Consider the following 23,862-nt stretch of genomic DNA (forward strand, 5'->3'; position numbering starts at 1 on the left):
TAAGGCGTCCTTTCCTTGGAAATCCGGTTCCCTCGATGCGGGCCGGACTTCAAAACCATTGGCAGTCCAACCAGTAACTGTGTCAGGACCCAGTGAACTGTTCGGCACCTTTAGATGAACGTTAGTTGAACCGTCCGTGTTTGGCGCCGGATCACTGCTTGCCCGTCTTTCCACAGCATAAGCTGGAGCCGTGGATCCATTGCTCATAGGTGTCGTCGCCGGCCTCGTTGGCCTGTCGTTGGGCGTCTTTGGCATGCTCGCGTTCAGGATCAGCGAGCGGCAGCGGAGCATCGTGGACCTGGACGTTACCGAGCCCCGCCTTCCTGACGGGGCCGCGGAGGTGCTTGCCGTCGTCGGGCGTGCGTTCGTTGTGGTGGACGTGATCGACGGCGTGGTGCGCGCCAGTCCCGCTGCGTACGCCTACGGCTTGGTCCGCGGACATACTGTGGTGCACAAACAACTCTTGGACATGACTGCCAAAGTCCGCCGCGACGGCGTGATCCTGGAGCAACAGTACGAGCTTCCCCGGGGTCCATTGGGCAAGGGCACCATCGTGGTGCAGGTGCGGGCCGCCATGCTGGGCCAGGAATACATCGTGCTCCTCGCGGACGACCGCACGGAAATCACCCGCACCGAAGAGATCCGCAACGACTTCGTGGCCAACGTGTCCCACGAGCTCAAGACTCCCGTCGGCGCGATCTCGCTCCTGGCTGAAGCCCTGGAAGCCTCGCCGGATGACGAGGAAGCCGTACGCCGCTTCGCCAAGCGCATGCACAAGGAATCCGGCAGGCTCGCAGCCCTGGTGCAGGACATCATTGAACTCTCCCGCCTGCAGGGCGCCAACGTCGCCCAGCAAGGGCACACTGTGGACATCAACACCGTGATCACCGAGGCAGTGGATCGCTCGCAACTGCCGGCGGAGAGCAAGAACATCCAGATCGTGGTGGGCGGCCATGCCGACTCACTGGTCTTCGGCGACCGCGACCTGCTGGTGACTGCGCTGCGCAACCTGATCGACAACGCCATCCGCTACTCGCCCGAAAACACGCGGGTGGGAGTGGGCATCCGAACCCGGGAAGGCGTTGTCGCCATCTCCGTGACGGACCAGGGCGAGGGCCTGACGCCCGAGGATCAGGAACGCGTCTTTGAACGCTTCTACCGCGTCGACGCCGCACGTTCACGGCACACAGGCGGCACCGGTCTTGGCCTGAGCATCGTCAAGCACGTAGTCTCCAACCACGGCGGCGAGGTGACCGTCTGGTCCCAGCCCGGCCAGGGATCCACGTTCACCATCCGCCTGCCCGAGATGGAAGGCCAGGACGACGACGACGCCCTGCCGGCTCCCGCTGCTGCAGCGGACGCGCCCGGGGAACGACTTAAGGCGCCTGCCGCCGCCGTCGAAACCCGCCAGGCGGTTCACCAAGCCAACAATGCGATTCAACAAACCCCTGTCGCGGGTACACCCCGGATCGCGGGTCAACAAGGGGGCGCCAGCGGCGCCCAAGAGCAAGGAGCCAGCGCTTGAGCCGGATTTTGATTGTGGAGGACGAAGAGTCCTTCAGCGACCCCCTGTCCTATCTCCTGGGCAAAGAGGGCTTTGACGTCGAGGTAGTGGACAACGGCAGCGATGCCCTGGTGGAGTTCGACCGGAACGGTGCGGACCTGGTCCTCCTGGACCTGCAACTGCCAGGAACTCCGGGAACGGAGGTGTGCCGTCAGCTGCGCCAGCGATCCAGCGTGCCCGTCATCATGTTGACGGCCAAGGACTCGGAGATCGACAAGGTAGTTGGCCTGGAACTCGGCGCCGACGACTACGTCACCAAGCCCTACTCTTCCCGCGAGCTCGTGGCCCGTGTCCGTGCGGTCCTTCGCCGCCAGGGCGAGCCGGAGGAACTCATCACGTCCACGGTGCAGGCTGGTCCTGTCCGCATGGACATTGAACGGCACGTGGTCAGCGTCAACGGCGAACAGGTGTCGCTGCCGCTGAAGGAGTTCGAGCTGCTGGAGATGCTGCTCCGCAACTCGGGCCGGGTGTTGACGCGCGGCCAGTTGATTGATCGTGTGTGGGGTTCGGATTACGTTGGCGACACCAAGACGCTCGACGTTCACGTGAAGCGCCTCCGCAGCAAGATTGAGCCCGATCCCTCAGCACCCCGCTACCTGGTGACGGTGCGTGGGCTTGGCTACAAGTTCGAGCCGTAAAGACTTCGCGGCAATAGCAGCGGTAATGACAAAGGAAGGGTCCCGCCTCGGCGGGACCCTTCCTTTGTTGTATGGCTTGTAGCGTGCTGCCTGCTAGTGGCCGGCTGCTGCAGACTCGGTGGACGTCGACGTCGACGTCGACGTCGGCGTTGCCGTAGGGGTCGGTGTGCTGGGCAGGTACTTGCGGTACTCGGCCAGCGTGCCGTCAACCACCGGAACGTTGATCGTGGCGGAGTCCGAACCGTTGCGGATGGTGACCGGAGTCAGCCCACCGGGGATCACGCCCGCGGTGCTCAGGATGGCGGCGTCCGTGGTGTCGTTCAAGAACGTTTCCGAGTTCGCCTTGACGGGAACCTCGGTCTGGGCGCCGTTCGCACCGCTGATGGTGAGCGTCGCGTCCGTGCTGGACTGGTTGAACACAGCACCGATCACACGGCCGGGCTCGTTCTCACCGGAGGCAACAATCAGGATGTTGCGCAACTGCAACTGACCGAGATCAGCTTTGATCCCGTCCGATGCCGAGTACTGGTGGGTAGTCTGCTGGGCGTTGACGAATCCGCAGCCGGTGACGGACAGAAGACCGACGCCGATTGCAGCCGCCGCAATTGCCAGCTTGCCGCGCTGGACAGGGTTCATCGCAGTATTGCGCACGACACCTACTCCTCAAGAGTCATTGGAACACTTTTCAGCCATAGCCTATCGGCAAACCCGCCAAAAAAAGGATTCGGGAGGCCATTATGGCGCCGGCGCGGGAGGAGATCTTGGTCGCACGTTGCTTGCTCGAAGCATCTTTCCCGGATTACGTCAAGACCATGGAGGAAGTCGTTTAAGGCCTTTTTCCCTGTATTGGCGCGGTAGAACGGCCTGCTGGGTGCCAGTCGTATGCCTTAATCGTGATAGACTAATCTGCGGGAAAGGGGAAAGTCCACATGGTTTTTGAGGTCGGCGAGACAGTAGTTTACCCTCACCACGGTGCAGCAAAAATTGAGGAAATCAAGATGCGCACCATCAAGGGCGAAGAGAAGATGTATCTCAAGCTCAAGGTGGCTCAGGGTGATCTGACCATTGAAGTTCCAGCAGAGAACGTTGACCTTGTTGGGGTCCGGGACGTAGTGGGCAAAGAAGGCTTGGAGCACGTATTTGACGTTCTCCGCGCCGAGTTCACTGAAGAGCCTACCAACTGGTCACGTCGTTACAAGGCGAACCTGGAGAAGCTTGCTTCAGGCGATGTCATCAAGGTGGCGGAGGTCGTTCGCGATCTTTGGCGTCGTGATCACGATCGCGGCCTTTCCGCAGGCGAGAAGCGGATGCTGGCCAAGGCGCGGCAGATTCTGATTTCAGAACTGGCCCTGGCTGAGAAGACCGACGAAGAGAAGGCTGCAAGCGTTCTTGACGAGGTCTTGGCTTCCTAAGAATTGAGCCCCGGTGGTGCGAAAGCGCCGCCGGGTTTCTTTTTGCCCAAATACGGTCGGAGGTACTTGAACATCAAGTATCTTCAAGTACTTCCAAGTAACCTTGGGCGCATGAGTAATCCTTCCAAGCGCGCCGTTACGGCCGTGATCGTGGTTGCCGCCGGTTCCGGTGAGCGCCTCGGCTACGGCATGCCCAAAGCCCAGGTTCCGCTGGGCGGCGAAGCCATCCTGATGCATGCCCTCCGCGGGGTGGTCGCTGCGGACGTCGCACGCCAGATCTGCATTGCGGTGCCTCAAGGCGACACGGAGCTCCGCGAACTGATCGCCGACTTCACCATTGACCTGGTGGATGGCGGCCCGGAAATCTCAGTGGTCGACGGCGGAACATCCCGCGCGGATTCAGTCCGCGCTGCTTTGGCTGCTCTGGAGGACGGCACGGAATTCGTCCTCGTGCACGATGCCGCCCGCGCACTGGCCCCTGAGCGCGTTTTTCAGCGGGTAGCCGACGCCTTGGCCTCCGGCGCGAAAGCCGTCATTCCCGCCATGCCGGTGGTGGACACCATCAAGACCGTCGCCGAGACGACGGGCACGGACTCGTCCATTGCACCGGAGCTAGTCACGGGAACGGCGCCGCGCGAACACCTCAGGGCCGTGCAGACGCCGCAAGGCTTCGAGCTGGCCACCCTGCGCCGCGCCCACGAGGCTGCTGAATTCTTTGACGACAAGCAAGCCGCAGCCGTGACGGACGACGCGATGCTGGTGGAGCTGGTGGGCGTTCCGGTCCACGCCGTCCGCGGGGCCAGCCAGTCCCTCAAGATCACCACTCCGCTGGACCTCATCATCGCTGAAGGCCTCCTGGAAGGTCCGCTGGGGATTCGCTGGGTGGAGGGCTGATGACTTTGAGCCAGGACATGATCCTGCCCCGCACCGGTGTTGGCATCGACGTGCACGCTTTCGCCCCCGCCGACGACCCCCAGCCGCTGTGGTTGGGCGGGCTGTTTTGGGAAGGCGAACAAGGACTTTCCGGGCATTCGGATGGCGATTGCGTGGCCCACGCGGCAGCCGACGCGCTCTTCTCCGCCTGCGGGATCGGCGATCTCGGCACGCACTTCGGTACGGACCGGCCCGAGTTCGCTGGCGCCTCCGGAGTCAAACTCCTGGGTGAAGCGGCCCGCATCGTTCGCGCGGCCGGCTTCGAGATCGGCAACGTTGCAGTGCAGTTCGTGGCCAACCGTCCCAAGTTCGGCCCCCGCCGGGAAGAATCCCAGGAGGTCCTGACCGAGGCCGCGGGCGCGCCTGTCAGCGTCACGGCCACTACAAGCGACGGCCTCGGCTTCACCGGCCGTGGCGAAGGAATTTCCGCTGTTGCCACCGCACTTGTGTACCCGGTCACCGGGCATAAGGTACAGGCGTCCGAGCCGGGTCCCGCGAAAGGTGCGCCGCATGCATGAGCCACGTAGCGGCGTCGTGCGTTCCGCAGTGGCGCTGTCCGCGGGCCTTGCCGCTGGGATCCTGCTGGGCGGTTGTGCGGGGACACCGAAGATGGACGTGGCGGCCAGCTGCGAATTCCTGAACAACGACACCTTCAAGCCTGACGGCAACCAACAGCAGCAGTCCAAACAGATCGCCGCGCACTATCACGAGATCGCTGACAAGCTGGCTCCGGAGATCGGCAACCCGATCAAAGACATGGCGGCGATCATGGACGAAGCTGCCGCTTCATCGCTTGGCGCAGCCACCAAGGACCAGCAGGAGAAGCTCACGGTCCAGTTCAATAAGATCGGCGAATACTGCAAGTAGGCAGGTCACGCCGCGTCATCGGCTAATCTGGAGCGGTGACCCTGCGCTTCTATGACACCGCCTCCGCCGAAGTCCGCGACTTCGTTCCCCTCGAAGACGGCAAGGCCAGCGTGTACTACTGCGGGGCCACCGTTCAAGGAATGCCGCATGTGGGCCACCTCAGGTCGGCCATTGCCTTCGACCAGCTGACCCGCTGGCTTGAATTCCGTGGCCTCCGCGTCACTGTGGTGCGGAATGTCACGGACATCGACGACAAAATCCTTGCCAAGTCCGCCCAGTCCTTCGGGCCGGACTGGGACGCCGAACCCAGCGCGCGCCAAGCTGAAGAGTGGTGGGCGTTGGCCTACCGCTACGAGCAGGAGTTCGAGGACGCCTACGACTCCCTGGGGGTCCAGCGGCCAACCTACGAGCCCCGGGCCACCGGCCACATCCCGGAAATGCACGCGCTCATCCAGCGCCTCATCGACCGCGGCCATGCCTACCCCGCGCTGGACGATTCCGGCGATGTCTACTTTGATGTCCGCTCCTGGAGCAAGTACGGCTCGCTGACGCGGCAAAATATCGATGACATGCAGGGAGCCCCCGACGCCGACCCGCGCGGCAAGCGCGACCCGAGGGACTTCGCGCTGTGGAAGGGATTCAAAGACGGCGAGCCCGTCACCGCCAAGTGGGAGTCTCCCTGGGGTGCGGGACGTCCCGGCTGGCACCTCGAATGCTCTGCCATGGTCACCAAATACCTTGGCCACCGGTTCGACATCCACGGTGGGGGACTGGATCTTCGCTTCCCGCACCACGAGAACGAGATGGCCCAGTCCCAAGCTGCCGGCGACGGGTTCGCCAACTTCTGGATGCATAACGGCATGGTCACCTTCGAGGGCGAAAAGATGTCCAAGTCCATCGGCAACACGGTGAGCCCTGCCGAAATGCTGGAGCTCGCATCGCCCCGCGTGGTCCGCTACTACCTGGGTCAGGCGCACTATCGATCCATCCTGGATTACCGGCCCACCTCGCTGCAGGAGGCTGCGGCCGCCGTCGAGCGTATTGACGGTTTCATTGCCAAAGCGTCGGCCAGGATCAGCGGCGGCTCCTCCTCGGAGGTAGCACCGCAGGCCAACATGCCGGCTGCTTTCATTGCCGCCATGGATGACGACCTCAACGTTCCGCAAGCCCTGGGCGTGCTCCACGAGACCGTCCGGGCGGGCAACACTGCGCTGGCATCCGGCGACCTCGATGCCTCCAAGGCTGCCCTCTACAGCGTCCTTTCGATGACCGAAGTGCTGGGCTTGGATGCGGTCAAGCGTCCGGAAGCTGTGCAGGGACGCGAGCACGCCGCATTGGAAGTGCTGATCGACGCCCAACTCGCAGCCCGTGCTGCCGCCAGGGCCAACAAGGACTGGGCTGCATCCGACGCGATCCGCGACACCCTGGCTGCCGCGGGCGTCGTCGTCGAAGATGGTGCGGATGGGGCCACTTGGAGCCTTAAGCGCGACTGATATACCGGCGCGGCGGCCGAATTGCATCGGGTCAGTAGACTTGATTCCAGACTTACTCACAAAATCAAGGATGGAATCTCATGGCCAACAATGGTCGCCGGTCGGTCAAGCAGAAGAAGGGCCCCACCACCGGAACCGGTGGCCACGGCCGCAAGGCCCTGGAGGGCAAGGGTCCCACGCCCAAGGCGGAGGAACGCACCTACCACAAGGCATACAAGAACAAGCAGCTGGCGGAACGCTCAGCTGCCAAGCGCGGACCGGGCACCCGCCCCGGTGGCGCCGGCGCACGCTCCGGCCCCAAGGGACGTGCAACGGAAGAATTGGTCACCGGCCGTAACTCGGTGGTCGAAGCCCTCCGCGCCGGCATCCCCGCCAAGGCGCTGCACGTCGCCATCCGTATCGAGATGGATGACCGCGTCAAGGAATCCCTCAAACTCGCGGCCGAGCGCGGCATCCCCCTGCTCGAAACCGGCAAGGTCGAGCTGGACCGCATGACCGAGGACGCTGTCCACCAGGGCCTCGTCCTGCAGATCCCGCCGTACGAGTACGAGGACGCCTACGACCTCGCCGAGACAACCCTGGCCAAGTGGAAGAAGGGGCACATCTCCAACGCCCCCATCTTCGTTGCCCTGGACGGCATCACCGATCCCCGTAACCTCGGTGCGATCATCCGCTCCGTGTCCGCGTTCAGTGGCCACGGCGTGATCGTTCCTGAGCGTCGCTCCGTGGGCGTCACCGCGTCCGCGTGGAAGACCAGCGCCGGTGCCGCTGTCCGCGTACCTGTGGCCCGCGCGTCGAACCTCAACAACGCGCTGAAGCAGTTCAAGAACATGGGCATCTACGTCCTGGGCCTGGACGGCGACGGCGACGTTTCACTGCCCGACCTCAGCGTTGCCACCGAACCCGTGTGCATCGTGGTGGGCTCCGAAGGCAAGGGCCTCAGCAGGCTCGTCCGCGAAAACTGCGACCAGATCGTCTCCATCCCGATCGACTCAGCCATGGAATCGCTCAACGCATCCATGGCCGTCGGGATCTCGCTGTACGAAGTGTCGAGGCAGCGCGCCGCTAAGTAGTCCACGCTCAGGCGCCGCAGGAGCGGGGGTCGCAGCTGCGGCGCCCGCCATCCTCGCTCAGGCGCCGCAAGGGCCATCCTCCGCATGCTCGCTCGTTCCTCGCTTGGAATCATGCTTCCGGATGGCCCTTGCGGCGCCTTTCGTGTGCCTGCAGTGCCGCCGACGGGTACCAACGCTATCTCACATCCCTCGGGCTTGATCCGCACGCTCTCTCACATCCCTCGGGCTTGATCCGCACGCTCTCTCACGTCCCTCGGGTTTGGGGCGGACGCTCTTTTCATGTCCCTCGGGCTTGATCCGCACGCTCTTTCATGTCCCTCGGTATTGGGGCGGACGCTCTTTCATGTCCCTCGGTTTTGAGCCGATCGCTCTTTCATATCCCTCGGGTTTGAGCCGATCGCTCTTTCATATCCCTCGGTATTGAGCCGGACGCTCCGAACTCTTCGGAGCGGCCTACTTTTGGTTCGCGGTAAAGAATGCGTTGACTTTCCCAGGAACTCGACCTGGGCCGCCAACGCTTATTTTCGGCAAAGGGTTCCGGTGCCCGATGCCTGTGAAGCCAGTTCCCAACTTGCTTTCCTCTACTCCGATCTCCTCGGCGACCTGTTTCATTGACCGATCCGTGGAGAGAATCAGCCGTACTGCCTCTCACGGAACGCGGCCTCATATTTACTTCTGGGCGTGACCATACGGCCGCAAAGGGCTAGTGACRTGAGAGAGGGCCGGCCGGGAGGGCTAGGGATGTGAGAGAGGGCCGGCGGGGAGGGCTAGTGATGTGAGAGAGGGCCGGCCGGGAGGGCTAGGGATGTGAGAGAGGATCGGTGGGGGGAGCTAGAACTGGCGGCGGTTGGCCAACACAGGGAGTTTTTGGCGGGCTTCCTCCACCACGGCGGGGTCCAGGTCGTGGAAGATCAGGCCGGGTTCGCCGTCGAGGGCCTCCAGGACCTGGCCAAACGGGGATACGACGGCGGAGTACCCGACTCCTGTGGGCGCGGCACCTTTGGGCTCAACGCCCTGGGTAGCTGGATCGCCCTGGCCGCACGCGAGCACGAACGTGGTGGTGTCCACGGCGCGGGCACGGGCGAGAAGTTGCCACTGCTCGGCTTTGCCCGGCCCGGATCCCCAGGACGCCGAGACGATGTTCACCACCGCGCCGCGATCGGCGTTGGCCGTGAACAAGGCAGGGAAACGGATGTCGTAGCAGGTGGCCAAACCAAAGGTGAGGCCGCCGGCGTCGAACGTCACGGGGTCTGTACCCGCCTCAACGGTGTCCGACTCAGCGAAGCCGAACGCGTCAAAGAGGTGGATCTTGTCGTAGCTCGTTTCGACGCCAGGGCCGGTGGCCAGCAGGGTGTTCCGCACGCGACGCGCCCCTGACTCCGAAGGAGCGCCGGGGGTGAACATGCCGGCCACGATCACCATCTGCAGTTCGTCGGCGATGGCGCGCACCCGGCCGGCCCAGGGGCCATCCAGAGGTTCGGCGATGTCCAGCAGCGAGTTCCCGAACGCGCGCATCATGGCCTCGGGGAAGACCACCAAGTCGGCGCCGCCGTCTTTCGCCAGTCGGGCGTACTCCTCGAGGAGCCGCAGGTTGTCGGCCAGATCCCGGCCGGTGATGACTTGGGCGAGTGCCACGCGCACGATAAAACCTCCAGTTGTCTCCGTCCCAGTATGCCAAGCGGGCGGGACAACAGCCGGTCCATGCGACTTATTCACGTAGCCAACCGGCCGTGAAGGCGGCTCCCGAACAGCGTTCCAGCACGTGAGCGGCCCAAGTAATCCGGCCCTCAGCAGGCAAGTAATCAAATTGCGATGTGGAACGTCGTCACATGCGCGGCCGGCGCGGCACATACTTGGCGTGGAACTAAACTTGCAAGCAATGGTTATGCCTATTTTTGACACAGCAGCCGCCGTCGACGCCTCGCGGCCACGGCCCCTCGGACTGAGCACGCCCCAGCCCGGCCTTGACGATGCCGAAATAACGCAGGACCACCAGGTGAACGTGGCAGTTTTCGCGCCCGACCTGAACGAGGTGGAGATCGCCTTCCAGGCTCCTGGAGAGCCGTGGCGTGCCCACATCCTTCCCAACATAGAAGACGGCGTGCACTTCGGGCTGGTCAGCGGAATGCCGCCGGGCACCCGCTACGGTTTCCGTGAGGCATCGTCCGAGCGCGGCTTCCCGCTGTCCTTGCCGGCTGTGGACCTGGACGACGACGGCGAACATCGCCTGTTGCTCGATCCCTATGGTCGCGCTGTGGACCAGCGGGGCGAGTTCCTCACCAGTGTGCACGTGGAAACAGGCTTTGACTGGGGCGACGACCGTCCACCCCACATCCCCTTGCGGACTTCCGTCATCTACGAAGCACATGTCCGCGGCCAGACCATGCTGCACCCGGACATTCCGGAGCATCTCAGAGGTACCTACGCCGGTATGGCCCATCCGGTGATGATCCAGCACCTCACTGAGCTCGGAATCACGGCCGTCCAGCTCCTGCCCATCCATTTCCACCTGGATGAGTCCCACCTCCAGGACCTTGGCATGACCAACTACTGGGGCTACAACACGGCCGCCTTCTTTGCACCGCACTCGGACTACGCCACGGAGTCAGCGCGCAACGCAGGCCCCCACGCGGTTCAGGACGAGCTCAAGGGCATGATCAAATTGCTGCACGCGGCGGGCATCGAGGTCATCCTGGACGTGGTGTACAACCACACCGCCGAAGCTGGACCGGATGGACCGCCCCTAAGCTTCCGTGGGCTCGCAGAGAAGCGCTACTACCGGCACGATGCCCATGGGCGCTACCTGGACACCACCGGTTGTGGAAACACCTTGGACTTCAGCGATCCAGTGGTGGTGGACCTGGCCTTGGATTCCCTGCGGTACTGGGTGAACGACTTCCACGTGGACGGCTTCCGCTTTGACCTTGCCGTGACCTTGTGCCGGGACGCGGGCAACACCTTTGACCCCAAGCATCCCTTCCTGCAGGCCATCGCGGAGGACCCGGTACTGTCTGGGGTCAAGCTCATTGCAGAGCCCTGGGACGTCGGTTACGGCGGCTGGCAGACAGGCCGTTTCCCCCACGGTTGGTCCGATTGGAACGACCATTTCCGCGACGGCGTCCGCAGCTTTTGGCTGTCCGACCGCGCCGCCATCGAAGCAGGCGGCCAAGGCGGTTCCGTGGCGTCGTTGGCTGAACTCATGGCCGGTTCCGCGAACCTCTTCGCATCGTCCGGACGGACCCGGCTTGCTTCGGTCAACTTCATCACGGCCCACGACGGATTCACGTTGAAGGACCTGGTGAGCTACGACCGTAAGCACAATGAGGCCAACGGTGAGCAGAACCGCGACGGCCACGGCGATAACCGCAGCTACAACCATGGTGTGGAGGGCCGGAGCGAGAACGAGGCCATTGTGGCCGCCCGCGCCCTGTCCATCCGCAACTTGATGGCCACCCTTCTGTTGTCCTTCGGCGTCCCCATGATTACTGCCGGCGATGAACTCGGCCGGACCCAGCAAGGCAACAACAACGCCTACTGCCAGGACAACCCCACGGCATGGCTGGATTGGAGCCGCACCCAGGAAGCCAACGCCATGTTCAGGACCACACGTGAGCTGGTTCGGCTCCGCCGCTGGTTCCTGCGGCACCAGCCTGAGAGTTTCCCCGGCAACGCGAACAACTCCAGCCTGCAATGGTTCGACGACAAAGGTCAGCGAATGACTCCCGCACGCTGGAACGATCCCAATGTGCGCTCTGTCCAACTCCTGATGGGGCATGAGGACAGCGAAATCCGTGGCTTGATCGTGGTGAACGGAAGCAACCAGGATGTGAAGATGGTGCTGCCGGAGATTCTGAGTGAAACCGGTATCGGCAAGCGCATGTTTGAGCTCCGCTTCACGACTTCGGTGTTGCACGAGCGCCGGAAGGGCGCGTTGGTGGCCTCAGGCGAGCGGGATATCCTGCAAGCCAACACCATCAACATCTACCGCACGTAGCCACACAGACATCAGGAGTTCTTCGCATGAACCGCAGCCGCAGCAAACTGGTGGCGTTCGCGGGTCTGGTGATCGCCGTCGTCGTGCTGGTGGTCGCCATGGTGGGCGGTGGTGCGCTCACGGCACCAACCACGACGCCGGAACCTGGCCCTGCGTCGTCGTCGGCGGCTGCAGTGGCAAACCCTTCGACGCTGCCAACCATCAACGCATCGCAACTGCCCAAGGAAGCCCGCCAAACGCTGGCCCTGATCGCCGAGGGCGGCCCCTATCCGTACAAGGAAGATGACGGGAATTTCGGTAACTTTGAAGGTCTGCTGCCGAAGAAGTCCGGCGGCTTCTATAAGGAATACACAGTCATCACCCCAGGAAAGCAGAATCGTGGAGCCCGCCGCATCATTGTGGGCAAGGACGCCGCCAAGTACTACACCGCGGACCACTACGAATCGTTCAAGTTCATCGTCGAAGGCAAGTAGGAGCCCATGAAGATCTATTCTGCAGACACCTGGACCCTTGAAGAACTACGGGAGCAGATTTCCGACGCCGGCCGCAGGACCGTGATGGTCCCCCCGGCAACCACCAAGCAAGCGGTCCTGGAAGTCTTCGCCCAGGTCCTGGACTTCCCTGAGTACTACGGCGTGAACCTGGACGCCCTGAACGACTCCCTGCACGATTACGCCGACGCCCTCTCAGAGGACGACGGCGGACCCGTCACCATGATCTGGCAGGTCCCGGCCGCTTACCGCACAGACCGGTCCTTCGGGGTAGTCTGCGAAGTCCTCCAGGACGCAGAGCGCTACGCCGGCCGCGACCTCGCAGTCATCGCCGTTTTCGAGAATTAGTCGCGAACCGGCCACACCTAACCAAACAACAAGCCGGATGCCAGTTATCCGGAAGCGTGCGTCAAAGCGCAAAGTGGGCCCACGCCGTCAGGGTTCCCTGGCCGAGCTTGCGAGGCTAGGGGGACAGTGGGGTACACGCGGAGGATGACTGACATCCGGCGGATGTCGTCTGGTTAGGGCCTAGGCGTTCGCGATCAGCCCCAGCTCAGCCTTGGAAGCCAGCGCCGAGTGCTTCGGGAACACCCGGACGGTGTAGCCGAAGGAGCCGGACCGGTTGATGACCACGGAGCCGTTGAACAGGTGTCGTCCGTTGCCGAGGTCTTCCAGGGAGTCCAGTTCGGCCACCACGACGTCCTCGAGTTCATCGGATTCCTCGGCACGCCCAAAGGCTACCTCGACGGACACATCGTCCGGGGTGAGGCTGTTGAGGGCTACGTAGGCGTTGACCTGGAGGCTGTCGCCCACCTGGGGTTCCTCGGAGACCCCCACGGAGTCAACGTGTTCCACCACTACCTGGGGCCATGCGTTCCGGACCTTGGTGGTCCAGGCGGCGAGTTCCTTGGCTTCCTTGAAGGCTCCGGCAACGGCCCTGCGCCCGGAGACAGCGGCCGGGCAGTAGAGGTTGTTGACGTAGTCGTGGAGCATGCGTTCCGCGGAAACGGCGGGGCCGAGGTTCGCCAGGGTGTGCTTGATCATGGACACCCAGTGGGTGGGCACGGTCTCGCGGCTGGACTCGGACGGTCCTGCAGCGCCGGCGCCTTGGGCAACGGTGGTGCCGTAGAAGCGCGGAGCTACCTGGTTTTCGAGGAGCTCGTACAGTGCGGATGCTTCGATGTCGTCGCGTTCGTCGGCTGATGCGCCGTTGTTTGCGGTGGGGATCGCCCAGCCGTTTTCGCCGTCGTACATTTCGTCCCACCAGCCGTCCAGGACGGACAGGTTAAGCGAGCCGTTGATGGCGGCCTTCATGCCGGAGGTGCCGCAGGCTTCCAACGGGCGCAGCGGGTTGTTCAGCCACACGTCGCAGCCAGGGAACAGGGTCCGCGCCATGGCGATGTCGTAGTTGGGCAGGAAGACGATCCTGTGGCGGACTTCGGGATCGTCGGTGAAACGCACCAGGTCCTGGATCATCTTCTTGCCGGCGTCGTCCGCGGGGTGCGACTTGCCGGCGATGACCAGTTGGATGGGGTGTTTCGGATCCAGCAACAGGGCCTTCAAGCGTGCGGGGTCGCGCAACATGAGGGTGAGTCGCTTGTAGGTAGGCACGCGCCTGGCGAAGCCGATGGTGAGCACGTCCGGGTCCAGCACGGAGTCGGTCCAGCCGAGCTCGGCGTCGGCGGCGCCGCGCTTCTTCCACGAGGCCCTGAGCCTGCGTCGGACGTCGTCGATGAGTTGGGCGCGCAGCTCCCGGCGGAGCGCCCAGACGTCTTCATCGCTGACATTGTAGGCAAGGTCCCAGCGGCCCAGCGCTTCAGCCTCGGCACCGAACTGGTTCCGGGCCAGGGTGGAGATGCGGGGGTCCACCCAGGTGGGGACGTGGACGCCGTTGGTGACGGAGGTGATGGGGATCTCGGAGTGGTCGAATCCCGGCCACAGGCCGGCGAACATTTCGCGGGACACCACGCCGTGCAGCTTGGCCACGCCGTTGGCACGCTGCGCCAGGCGCAGGCCCATGACTGCCATGTTGAAAACGGAGGGGTTTCCGCCGTCGAAGTTTTCGCGGCCGAGTTCCAGGATGCGGTCCGTGGGCACGGCAGGTGCCAGCCCGGCTTCGAAGAAGTGCTTGATCTGGACGGTCTCGAAGCGGTCGATGCCGGCGGGGACGGGCGTGTGCGTCGTGAAGACGGTGGATGCGCGACCGGCTGCGAGGGCCTCGTCCCAACTGAGGGGCACGGTGGGATCGGACATGGCTTCCTGGATGCGTTCGATGCCCAGGAAACCTGCGTGGCCTTCGTTGGTGTGGAAAACTTCCGGCGCGGGCGTGCCGGTGAGTTCCTGGTAGACGCGGAGGGCTTTGACGCCACCCATGCCCAGGAGGAGTTCCTGCTGCAGCCGGTGGTCGCCCCCGCCGCCGTACAGGCGGTCCGTGATGCCGCGGGCGGCTTCATCGTTGGAGGGAACGTTGGAGTCCAGCAGCAGCAGCGGAACGCGTCCGACGTCGGCACGCCAGACGTGCGCGTGGAGCTCGCGGCCGTTGGGCAACGGAAGGGAGATGTGGACGGGCTTGCCGGGCATGCCGTCCTTGCCGGGGTGGCGAAGAAGCGTGAGCGGCAGGCCGTCGGGGTCCAGCACCGGGTAGGTTTCCTGCTGCCAGGCATCCCGGGACAGGGACTGCTTGAAGTAGCCGGCCTGGTAGAGGAGCCCAACACCGATCAGCGGCACGCCGAGGTCTGAGGCGGCCTTGAGGTGGTCTCCGGCCAGGATGCCGAGGCCGCCGGAGTACTGCGGAAGAACTTCAGTGATGCCGAATTCGGGGGAAAAGTACGCAATGCAGGCGGGAGCGTCTTCGCCGAGGCCTTGGTACCAGCGCGGTTCGCTGAGGTACCGGTCCAGGTCGGAGGCAGCGGCCTGAACGCGCTCCACCACGTCGCCGTTGTTGGCGAGGTCCTGCAGTTGTTCGCGGCTGATGGACCCCAGAAGGGCAATGGGGTCGTGCTGCGACGCCTCCCAGAGAGCCGGGTTGAGGCTCGCGAAAAGTTCCCGTGTGGGCCGGTGCCAGGACCAGCGCAGATTGGTCGCCAATCGGGCCAGGGGCCGGATGGGCTCGGGGAGGACGGTACGGACTGTAAACCTTCGAATAGCCTTCACGAGCGCCACACTAACGGACGGACATGGCAGTCGGAACCGGATTGGGTTTCTTTTAGGTAAAAGTCATCTTGCGTCGAGTAGATAGGTCGTGTGCTTAGCATTCTGTGATTTTTGTCGCTAACGTCGTGGTTGTGACGAAAACCGCGCGAACCATCACCGCTCTGAAATCCAAGACGACTACGGACATCACCCAGGGACTGCGCTTCGGCCGGTTCCCCATCACTGCCGTGCAGCCGGTGGTTGAGGGTGGCCGTTTCCCGGCGAAGGCCTTGCCGGGCGAGGACCTCGTTGTTGGCGCCACGGTCTTCCGTGAGGGTCATGACCAGCTCGGCGTGTCCGCTGTACTGCTCGATCCCCGGGGCAAAGAACGTCAGCGCGTCCGCCTGACCCCTGCAGAGGGCGAGAAGTGGAAGGGCCTGGACCGCTGGGAGGGCCTGATCACGCCCACCGGCACCGGAGCCTGGTCCTTCGTTATCGAAGCTTGGCACGACCGTTACGGCACCTGGCACCACAACGCCGAGGTCAAGGTAGGCGCCGGCATCGACGTTGAGTTGATGCTCGCCGAGGGCGCTGCCCTCCTCGCGGAAGCAGCCGACGACGCCGGACGCAGCGCTGTGGAGAAGCGCACCATGCGTGCCGCTTCCGTCGTGCTGGCCGATACCACCAAGACTGCCGAGGAGCGCCTTGGCGCCGGTTTCAGCCCCGAGGTGCTGGCCGCCGTCGTACGTGTTCCCATCCGCGAACTGGTGACCGTTTCCGAACGATTCCCGCTGCAGGTGGAGCGCGACCTCGCGGGTCGCGGTTCCTGGTACGAGTTCTTCCCCCGCTCAGAGGGCGCTGTGCTGGATCACTCCACCGGTGTCTGGACCTCCGGCAACTTCCGTACGGCAGCCAAGAGGCTCGACGCCGTGGCGGAGATGGCCTTCGACGTCATTTACCTGCCGCCCATCCACCCGATCGGTTTCCAGCACCGCAAGGGCCGCAACAACACGTTGACGCCGGGACCGCAGGACCCGGGGTCGCCGTGGGCCATCGGTTCCAAGGACGGTGGCCACGACGCCATCCACCCTGAACTGGGCACTTTTGAAGATTTTGACGCCTTTGTGGCGCGCGCCAACGAATTGGGGCTTGAGGTCGCCCTGGACCTTGCCCTGCAGGCAGCCCCGGACCACCCGTGGGTGACGTCCAATCCTGAGTGGTTCACCACGCGGGTGGACGGTTCGATCGCCTACGCAGAAAACCCACCGAAGAAGTACCAGGACATTTATCCCCTGAACTTCGACAATGACCCGACGGGACTGTCCAAGGAAATTCTGAGGATCGTGCAGTTGTGGATCAGCCACGGCGTAAAGATTTTCCGCGTGGACAACCCGCACACCAAGCCTGTCTGGTTCTGGGAATGGCTGATCGGCAAGATCAACAAGAAGAACCCCGAGGTTGTCTTCCTGGCGGAAGCCTTCACGCGCCCGCCGATGATGCACGCCTTGGGGCGTGCGGGCTTCCAGCAGTCCTACACCTACTTCACGTGGCGGAACACCAAGACCGAGCTGGAAGAGTACTTCCACGAAGTCAGCCACGAGAGCCCGGCGTTCTTCCGTCCAAACTTCTTTGTGAACACTCCGGACATCCTCACCGAGTACCTGCAGTATGGCGGGCCGGCGGCCTTCCGCATCCGGGCTGCACTGGCCGCAACGGCCAGCCCGCTCTGGGGTGTCTACGCAGGGTACGAGCTCTACGAGCACGTGGCCCGTCCGGGTGCCGAGGAATACATCGACAACGAAAAGTACGAGTTCAAGGCGAGGGACTGGGAAGGCGCAGCCGAATCCGGACGCACCCTGGCGCCGTATATCACCAGGCTCAACACCATCCGCAAGAAGCACGTGGCGCTGGGCGACCTGCAGAACCTGACGCTGCACAGCAGCACCGATGATGCGACGATCGTTTACTCCAAGCACAAGACGCTGCCCGATGGCACCAAGGACACCTTGATCATTGTGGTCAACGTGGATCCGCACAGCACCCGCGAGAGCACAGTCTCCCTGGACCTAGCGGCCCTGCAACTGGACCCACAGGACCTTAACGACGACGGCCGGTTCCGGGTGGATGACCTCATCAGCGGCCAGAGCTGGGAGTGGGGCGAGCACAACTACGTCCGGCTGGATGCACACGTTGAGCCGGCACACATCCTGAGCATCCGGAGGCAGCCTTAGTGAGTTTTTCTCCGCAGAACCCGAGCCAGTACTTCACTCCGAAGAACACCTTCGAGTTGAACGCCCCCGGTCTCCAGCATGATCCACACTGGTACCGCAAGGCAGTCTTCTACGAGGTACTGGTGCGGGCCTTTGCGGATGCCAACGGGGATGGCTCCGGTGATTTCCACGGGTTGATCGAGAAACTGGACTACCTCCAATGGCTGGGCGTTGACTGCCTCTGGTTGCCGCCGTTCTTCCATTCACCGCTGCGCGATGGCGGCTACGACATTGCGGACTACACATCCGTGCTGGATGAATTCGGCACCATCAGCGACTTCAAGCGGTTGGTTGCCGAGGCACATGCCCGGGGCGTGCGGGTGATTATCGACCTCCCGCTGAACCACACCTCGGACCAACACCCGTGGTTCCAGGAGTCGCGGAAGGACCCCACGGGTCCCTACGGCGATTTCTACGTATGGAGCGATACGGATGAGAAATACCAGGACGCCCGCATCATCTTCGTTGACACCGAAGAATCCAACTGGACGTTCGATCCCATCCGCCGGCAGTTCTTCTGGCACCGCTTCTTCAGCCACCAGCCGGACCTGAACTTTGAGAACCCCAAAGTCATCGAGGCCCTCTATGACGTGATCCGGTTCTGGCTGGACCAGGGGATTGACGGGTTCCGGGCAGACGCTATTCCGTACCTGTTCGAGGAAGACGGAACCAACTGCGAGAACCTGCCGGCGACGCACACTTTCCTGCAGGACCTTCGGCGCATGGTGGACGCGAACTATCCCGGTCGGGTGATCATTGCGGAGGCCAACCAACCGCCGCATGAAGTGGTGGAGTACTTCGGCACCGAGGAAGCGCCCGAGTGCCACATGGCGTTCCATTTTCCCATCATGCCGCGGCTTTACTACGCACTGCGGGACCAGAAGGCCGCACCCATCATCGAGACCCTGCGGGAGACTCCGGACATACCCAAGGGTGCCCAGTGGGGAACTTTCCTGCGCAACCATGATGAACTGACCTTGGAGATGGTCCCGGCTGAGGAACGCGCCGCGATGCTGGGTTGGTACGCCCCTGATCCCCGGATGCGGGCCAACATCGGCATCCGCCGCCGGCTCGCGCCGCTGCTGGACAACTCCCGGTCCGAAATTGAGCTCATCAATGCACTGCTCCTTTCCCTGCCCGGCAGTCCCTTCCTGTATTACGGGGATGAGATCGGAATGGGCGACAACATTTGGCTCGATGACCGTGATGCTGTCCGCACGCCCATGCAGTGGAACCCGGACCGCAATGCAGGTTTCTCCGGAGCAGATCCGGGCAAGCTGTACCTGCCGGTCATCCAGTCGCTGGTGTACAACTACGGCATGGCCAACGTTGAGGCCCAGGCCGCGCACTCCGGTTCGCTGCTGCGCTGGACCCGGCAGATCCTCAGCGTCCGCAAGAACCACCCGGTGTTTGGCCTGGGCGGCTTCCGGCACATCGAAGCCGATCATGAAGTGGTGCTGGCCTATGTACGGGAATTGCCGGCAGGCAACCCCGAGGGCGAGGACGCCGAAACCATTCTGTGCGTCTTCAACCTCTCCCAGCACCCTGTAGCGGCAACGTTGGACATCCCTGAATTCGCGGGCCGCGGCCTGCGCGATATTTTCGGCGGTCAGCCATTCCCGGCCGTCGGCGACAACGGTCATCTGACCGTGATGCTGGGCAGCCACAGCTTCTACTGGCTGCGGGTGCGCTCGGCCTTTTCCAATCCCTCCTCGCCTTTTACCCAGGCGATTCCCGTGGTGACCTCCAAAGGATGAGATGAGCAAGGCAAACTTGAACCCCTCCGTTGAAGGACTTCTCCGTCACTGGCTGCCAGGCAAACGCTGGTTCCCGGTCAAGAGCCCCGACTTTGCGCTGGAGCAGGTGGGCGCTGTGAGCCTCCCTGGCACTGGCGGCGGCACTGCTTTTGAGGTGGTGCTGCTGGCGGTGACCCACCGGACGGCCGACGGCGGTCCCCGGACTGACGTGGTGCAGGTTCCGTTGAGTTATCGGAGCCAACCACTGGTGGACGCCCCGGCGGCCTTGTTGGGCGAGTTCACGGACGACTCGGGCCTCCGGCTGGTGTACGACGCCGTCTACGATTCGGATTTCGTCACCGCCTGGCTGGAGCTGATGCGGAGCGAAGGCAGCGTGGGAGGCGCGCGCGGACACCTCACGCGTGGCCGCGTCGCGCTCCCGGAAAACCCCACTTCCGTACGGGTACTGTCCGGCGAGCAGTCCAACACCTCCGTCATCATCGACGACGGCGATTCGGCCGCGATCGTGAAGATCTTCCGCGTGCTGGCGGCAGGTAAGAATCCCGAAGTTGAGCTTGGCGCCGCACTGACCGCCGCCGGGACCACCGAGGTTCCTGCGACGCTCGGCTGGATCAGCGGCTCGTGGGAGGGGCCGGCATCGAACGGATCCGCGCCGGCCACCGGCGAACTGACTGTTGCACATGAATTCCTGCTCGGAGGTTTGGACGCCTGGCGGTTGGCCGTGGAAGCAGCCGCAGCCGGCAAGGATTTCACGGCTGAGGCCCGCGGGCTCGGGGCAGCGACTGCCTCGGTTCACGCAAGGCTGGCGGAAACATTTGGCACCCAGGACGGACAGGAGCAGGGCTCCGGCATCATCGCGACCGTGGCCCGGCGCGTCCGCCAGTCGTGGGCAGAGGCCGCATCCGCCGTCGGGCCCTATGACGACAACCTCGAGCAACTGCTGGCAGCGCTGGATCCCGGAGACGTGGGACAGTTGCAGCGCGTCCACGGAGACCTCCACCTGGGGCAAATCCTGCTGGTGCCCGGCAACGAATCGCTGCCCGGCAGCGCCGGGCAGCCGGGGCGCTGGGCCATTCTCGACTTCGAAGGCGAGCCGCTGCGGACCATCGACGAGCGCAATAATCCCGACCTTCCCCTGCGCGATGTCACGGGCATGCTGCGCTCGTTCGACTATGCAGCGGGTGCCGCCACGCGCGAAAATTCCCTCGCCAAAGTGCCCGAAACCTGGGTGGATGACTGCGCTGCAGCGTTCCTTGAGGGGTACAGCGACGTCACCCCCGGAACCATAGACCGCCGCTCGCCGCTCTTTGTGGCATTGTGGCTGGACAAGGCCTTATACGAGGTGGTGTACGAGTTGCGGAACCGGCCCGACTGGCTGTCGATTCCGGTCAACGCATCACGACGAATCCTCGACAATACAAGCCGCGGCAAGCATGCGGCAGCTACAGCGGAAGGTAATGACATGACTGGCTCTGCACGCACCGAACGGCCCCGAGTTCCCCTGCACGTGGACCCCGAGACCTTGGAACGCGTGGCAGCCGGCGCCTACCACGCGCCGCACTCGGTCCTCGGCGCACACTTGGACGACCACGGCCACGTCACCATCCGTACGGTGAAGCACCTCGCGAAGTCCGTGGCGGTGGTGACCGAACACGGCCGCACCGAGATGGCACATGAAACCCATGGAGTGTGGGCCGCCGTCCTGGAACCGCTGCAGGCCGGCCACGTGCCGGACTACCGTTTGGAAGTGGTGTACGACGTCGAACCCGTCACCATCGATGACCCGTACCACTACCTGCCTACCGTCGGTGAAGTGGACCTGCACCTGATCGGTGAAGGACGTCATGAGCGCCTGTGGGATGTGCTCGGCGCGCACGTGCAGCATTACCGTTCCGCGCTCAGCGAGGTAGACGGTGTCTCGTTCGCAGTGTGGGCCCCGAACGCCCAGGCAGTTCGCGTCAAGGGCGACTTCAACGGCTGGGATGGCCGTCAGCACGGCATGCGCTCCCTTGGTTCCTCCGGGGTCTGGGAACTCTTCATTCCGGGGGTTGTAGCAGGGGCGTGCTACAAATACGAGATCCTGACCAAGTCCGGTCACTGGATGGAAAAAGCCGACCCGTTGGCCTTCGGTACCGAGGTTCCGCCGCTGACGGCGTCGCGCGTTGTGGACGCCAGCTACCGGTTCAAGGACGCGGAGTGGATGGCAGCCCGCGCCCAGAAGGATCCGCACAACTCGCCCATGAGCGTTTACGAAGTTCACTTGGGTTCCTGGCGTCTGGGTCTTGGCTATAAGGAACTTGCCAAGGAGCTCGTGGATTATGTGAAGTGGCTTGGCTTCTCCCACGTCGAGTTCATGCCGGTGGCTGAGCACCCCTTCGGTGGTTCGTGGGGCTACCAGGTGACGTCCTACTTTGCTCCGACTTCACGGTTCGGCCACCCCGACGAGTTCCGCTTCCTGGTGGATTCACTCCACCAAGCCGGTATCGGCGTCCTCCTCGACTGGGTCCCTGCCCACTTCCCCAAGGACTCCTGGGCGCTGGCACAGTTCGACGGTCAGCCGCTGTACGAGCACTCGGATCCCGCATTGGGTGAACACCCGGACTGGGGAACCCTGATCTTCGATTTCGGGCGCAGCGAGGTCCGCAACTTCCTGGTATCCAATGCGCTGTACTGGCTGGAAGAATTCCACATCGATGGCCTGCGGGTGGACGCTGTTGCCTCGATGATCTACCTGGACTACTCCCGTGAAGAAGGACAGTGGAAGCCCAACAAGTTCGGCGGCCGCGAGAACCTCGAAGCCATTTCCTTCATGCAGGAAGTCAACGCCACGGTCTACAAGTCCCATCCCGGGGCCATCATCATCGCCGAGGAATCCACCGCTTTCCCGGGTGTCACGGCACCCACCAACCACGGCGGCCTGGGCTTCGGGCTCAAATGGAACATGGGTTGGATGCATGACTCGCTCAAGTACATCTCCGAAGACCCCATCAACCGCAGGTGGCACCATGGCACCATTACGTTCTCCATGGTGTACGCCTTCACCGAGAACTTCCTGCTGCCCATCAGCCACGATGAAGTAGTTCACGGCAAGGGCTCCATGCTCCGGAAGATGCCCGGTGACCGCTGGCAGCAGCTGGCAAACCTGCGTGCCTTCTTCGCCTACCAGTGGGCGCATCCGGGCAAGCAGCTCATCTTCATGGGCACCGAGTTCGGCCAGGAGGCCGAATGGTCCGAGCAATACGGGCTGGACTGGTTCCTCGCCGATATCCCAGCTCACCGTGGGCTGCAGCTTCTGGTTAAGGACCTTAACGAGCTCTACACCTCGACGCCTGCCCTGTACCAGCGGGACAACGAGGCCGGCGGTTTCCAGTGGATCAACGGCGGGGATGCCGACCACAACGTCTTGACCTTCATCCGCTGGGACCAGGACGGTAAACCGTTGGTCTGCGCAGTGAACTTCTCCGGCGGTCCGCACAAGGACTACATCCTGGGTGTGCCCGCAGCGGGGGAGTGGACTGAGGTCCTGAACACCGACTCTGAAACGTACGGCGGCTCGGGAGTGGTCAATGCAGGGTCACTGAAAGCTTCGGTGCCTGGCACCGACGGCCAGCCCGCCGCGTTGACCGTCACTCTTCCCCCACTGGGCGCCTCTTGGTTCGCGCCGGCTGAGTAGCGCGACCGCTCGCAGTAGTCACGTGAGGCAGTAATTTCCTCAGGCGGAGAGGGTCCGGACCTATGCTTCCGGGCCCTCTTCCCTTTGTTCCCGGGGATTTTGCTCGGTGCAGCGGCCGTGTCGTTGAGGGGTTTTGCCATCACGGGGAAGTAGGGGTATAGTTAGTACCCGCGCTGCTCCCCAGTGGAGGACGGTGAAGCTGACTAGAAACCCGCAAGGAAAATCAAGTCAAGTTCGCCGATTTGACCCGGAGGCAGGCAGCGTGTAAGTTTGAAAAGTTGCTCCGGAGCGATCCTGGACCCTTGTGGGTGTGGGTGGTGCCGGTAGTGTCTGTTGTTTGAGAACTCAATAGTGTGCCAAGTTTGTTGATACCGATTGTTTTATCAATTGGTTGAAATTATGGCCAGTACTGTCATGCACCCCCGTGTGTGGTGGTCTGGTTTTCAGCTGGTTTCGAATTTTGTGCAGCCGTGCCGGCCGTTATTTCCGGTGGGTGTGGTTGTGTCTGTTTGATTTGTTTTACTTCAACGGAGAGTTTGATCCTGGCTCAGGATGAACGCTGGCG

General features: G+C 63.2%; 17 protein-coding genes. 14 read left to right on the forward strand and 3 right to left on the reverse strand.

Annotated features, from left to right (window positions below; genetic code table 11):
* Window positions 1-199: 199 nt before the first annotated feature.
* Both AB4Y77_RS22015 and AB4Y77_RS22020 read left to right on the forward strand, forming a co-directional pair.
* Window positions 200-1,525 carry a sensor histidine kinase gene (locus tag AB4Y77_RS22015; RefSeq protein ID WP_442015359.1) on the forward strand — a complete coding sequence of 442 codons (1,326 nt, stop codon included), beginning with the start codon at window positions 200-202 and terminating at the stop codon, window positions 1,523-1,525.
* Window positions 1,522-2,202: a response regulator transcription factor gene (locus AB4Y77_RS22020; RefSeq protein ID WP_020608526.1), complete on the forward strand. Its 681-nt coding sequence runs from the start codon at window positions 1,522-1,524 to the stop codon at window positions 2,200-2,202. Before AB4Y77_RS22015 ends, AB4Y77_RS22020 begins: the two co-directional genes overlap by 4 nt.
* Window positions 2,203-2,295: 93 nt before the next feature.
* On the opposite strand, the gene AB4Y77_RS22025 is transcribed toward AB4Y77_RS22020, so the two are convergent.
* Window positions 2,296-2,838 (reverse strand): hypothetical protein, encoded by a 543-nt coding sequence (locus tag AB4Y77_RS22025; protein WP_442015360.1) that lies wholly within the window; start codon window positions 2,836-2,838, stop codon window positions 2,296-2,298.
* A 293-nt stretch (window positions 2,839-3,131) separates the two neighbouring features.
* Here AB4Y77_RS22025 and AB4Y77_RS22030 point away from each other — a divergent pair, with 293 nt between their 5' ends.
* The 6 genes from AB4Y77_RS22030 to rlmB all read left to right on the forward strand — a co-directional run bounded on the left by AB4Y77_RS22030 (window position 3,132) and on the right by rlmB (window position 7,980).
* Window positions 3,132-3,614 (forward strand): CarD family transcriptional regulator, encoded by a 483-nt coding sequence (locus AB4Y77_RS22030; RefSeq protein ID WP_011690592.1) that lies wholly within the window; start codon window positions 3,132-3,134, stop codon window positions 3,612-3,614.
* Between the two features lie 111 nt (window positions 3,615-3,725).
* Window positions 3,726-4,508: a 2-C-methyl-D-erythritol 4-phosphate cytidylyltransferase gene (gene ispD, locus AB4Y77_RS22035; protein ID WP_311214968.1), complete on the forward strand. Its 783-nt coding sequence runs from the start codon at window positions 3,726-3,728 to the stop codon at window positions 4,506-4,508.
* Window positions 4,508-5,065 (forward strand): 2-C-methyl-D-erythritol 2,4-cyclodiphosphate synthase, encoded by a 558-nt coding sequence (gene ispF / locus AB4Y77_RS22040; protein ID WP_311214967.1) that lies wholly within the window; start codon window positions 4,508-4,510, stop codon window positions 5,063-5,065. The genes ispD and ispF overlap by 1 nt, the downstream gene beginning before the upstream one ends.
* Window positions 5,058-5,414 carry a hypothetical protein gene (locus tag AB4Y77_RS22045; protein WP_442015352.1) on the forward strand — a complete coding sequence of 119 codons (357 nt, stop codon included), beginning with the start codon at window positions 5,058-5,060 and terminating at the stop codon, window positions 5,412-5,414. Before ispF ends, AB4Y77_RS22045 begins: the two co-directional genes overlap by 8 nt.
* 35 nt (window positions 5,415-5,449) lie before the next feature.
* A complete protein-coding gene (gene cysS / locus AB4Y77_RS22050; protein WP_442015353.1) occupies window positions 5,450-6,907 on the forward strand; it encodes a cysteine--tRNA ligase in 1,458 nt (485 codons plus the stop codon).
* 80 nt (window positions 6,908-6,987) lie between these two features.
* Window positions 6,988-7,980 carry a 23S rRNA (guanosine(2251)-2'-O)-methyltransferase RlmB gene (gene rlmB, locus AB4Y77_RS22055; RefSeq protein ID WP_311214964.1) on the forward strand — a complete coding sequence of 331 codons (993 nt, stop codon included), beginning with the start codon at window positions 6,988-6,990 and terminating at the stop codon, window positions 7,978-7,980.
* 831 nt (window positions 7,981-8,811) lie between these two features.
* Here the strand turns inward: rlmB and AB4Y77_RS22060 are convergent.
* Window positions 8,812-9,621, reverse strand: a complete 810-nt coding sequence (locus tag AB4Y77_RS22060; protein ID WP_442015354.1) for a carbon-nitrogen hydrolase family protein — start codon at window positions 9,619-9,621, stop codon at window positions 8,812-8,814.
* A 238-nt stretch (window positions 9,622-9,859) separates the two neighbouring features.
* On the opposite strand from AB4Y77_RS22060, the gene glgX reads away from it, so the two are divergent.
* The 3 genes from glgX to AB4Y77_RS22075 are packed head-to-tail and all read left to right on the forward strand — an operon-like array spanning window position 9,860 to window position 12,813.
* Window positions 9,860-11,974 carry a glycogen debranching protein GlgX gene (gene glgX / locus AB4Y77_RS22065; protein WP_442015355.1) on the forward strand — a complete coding sequence of 705 codons (2,115 nt, stop codon included), beginning with the start codon at window positions 9,860-9,862 and terminating at the stop codon, window positions 11,972-11,974.
* 26 nt (window positions 11,975-12,000) lie between these two features.
* Window positions 12,001-12,447 (forward strand): ribonuclease domain-containing protein, encoded by a 447-nt coding sequence (locus AB4Y77_RS22070; RefSeq protein WP_442015356.1) that lies wholly within the window; start codon window positions 12,001-12,003, stop codon window positions 12,445-12,447.
* Window positions 12,448-12,453: 6 nt separating this feature from the next.
* Window positions 12,454-12,813: a barstar family protein gene (locus tag AB4Y77_RS22075; protein ID WP_354232656.1), complete on the forward strand. Its 360-nt coding sequence runs from the start codon at window positions 12,454-12,456 to the stop codon at window positions 12,811-12,813.
* Between the two features lie 180 nt (window positions 12,814-12,993).
* On the opposite strand, the gene glgP is transcribed toward AB4Y77_RS22075, so the two are convergent.
* Window positions 12,994-15,618, reverse strand: coding sequence for an alpha-glucan family phosphorylase (glgP, locus tag AB4Y77_RS22080; protein WP_442015357.1), 2,625 nt, complete (start codon window positions 15,616-15,618; stop codon window positions 12,994-12,996).
* Between the two features lie 125 nt (window positions 15,619-15,743).
* Between glgP and AB4Y77_RS22085 the strand changes: the two genes are divergently transcribed.
* From AB4Y77_RS22085 to AB4Y77_RS22095, 3 genes are read left to right on the forward strand one after another with little or no spacing between them, the layout of a single operon-like run.
* Window positions 15,744-17,828, forward strand: a complete 2,085-nt coding sequence (locus AB4Y77_RS22085) for an alpha-1,4-glucan--maltose-1-phosphate maltosyltransferase (protein ID WP_311214994.1) — start codon at window positions 15,744-15,746, stop codon at window positions 17,826-17,828.
* Window positions 17,828-19,624, forward strand: a complete 1,797-nt coding sequence (treS, locus tag AB4Y77_RS22090) for a maltose alpha-D-glucosyltransferase (protein ID WP_311214957.1) — start codon at window positions 17,828-17,830, stop codon at window positions 19,622-19,624. The genes AB4Y77_RS22085 and treS overlap by 1 nt, the downstream gene beginning before the upstream one ends.
* Window position 19,625: 1 nt before the next feature.
* Window positions 19,626-23,297 carry a 1,4-alpha-glucan branching enzyme gene (locus AB4Y77_RS22095; protein ID WP_311214956.1) on the forward strand — a complete coding sequence of 1,224 codons (3,672 nt, stop codon included), beginning with the start codon at window positions 19,626-19,628 and terminating at the stop codon, window positions 23,295-23,297.
* The last annotated feature ends 565 nt before the right edge of the window (window positions 23,298-23,862 follow it).

It is taken from the genome of Paenarthrobacter sp. YAF11_1 (genome assembly GCF_052113445.1).
Lineage (GTDB): Bacteria > Actinomycetota > Actinomycetes > Actinomycetales > Micrococcaceae > Arthrobacter.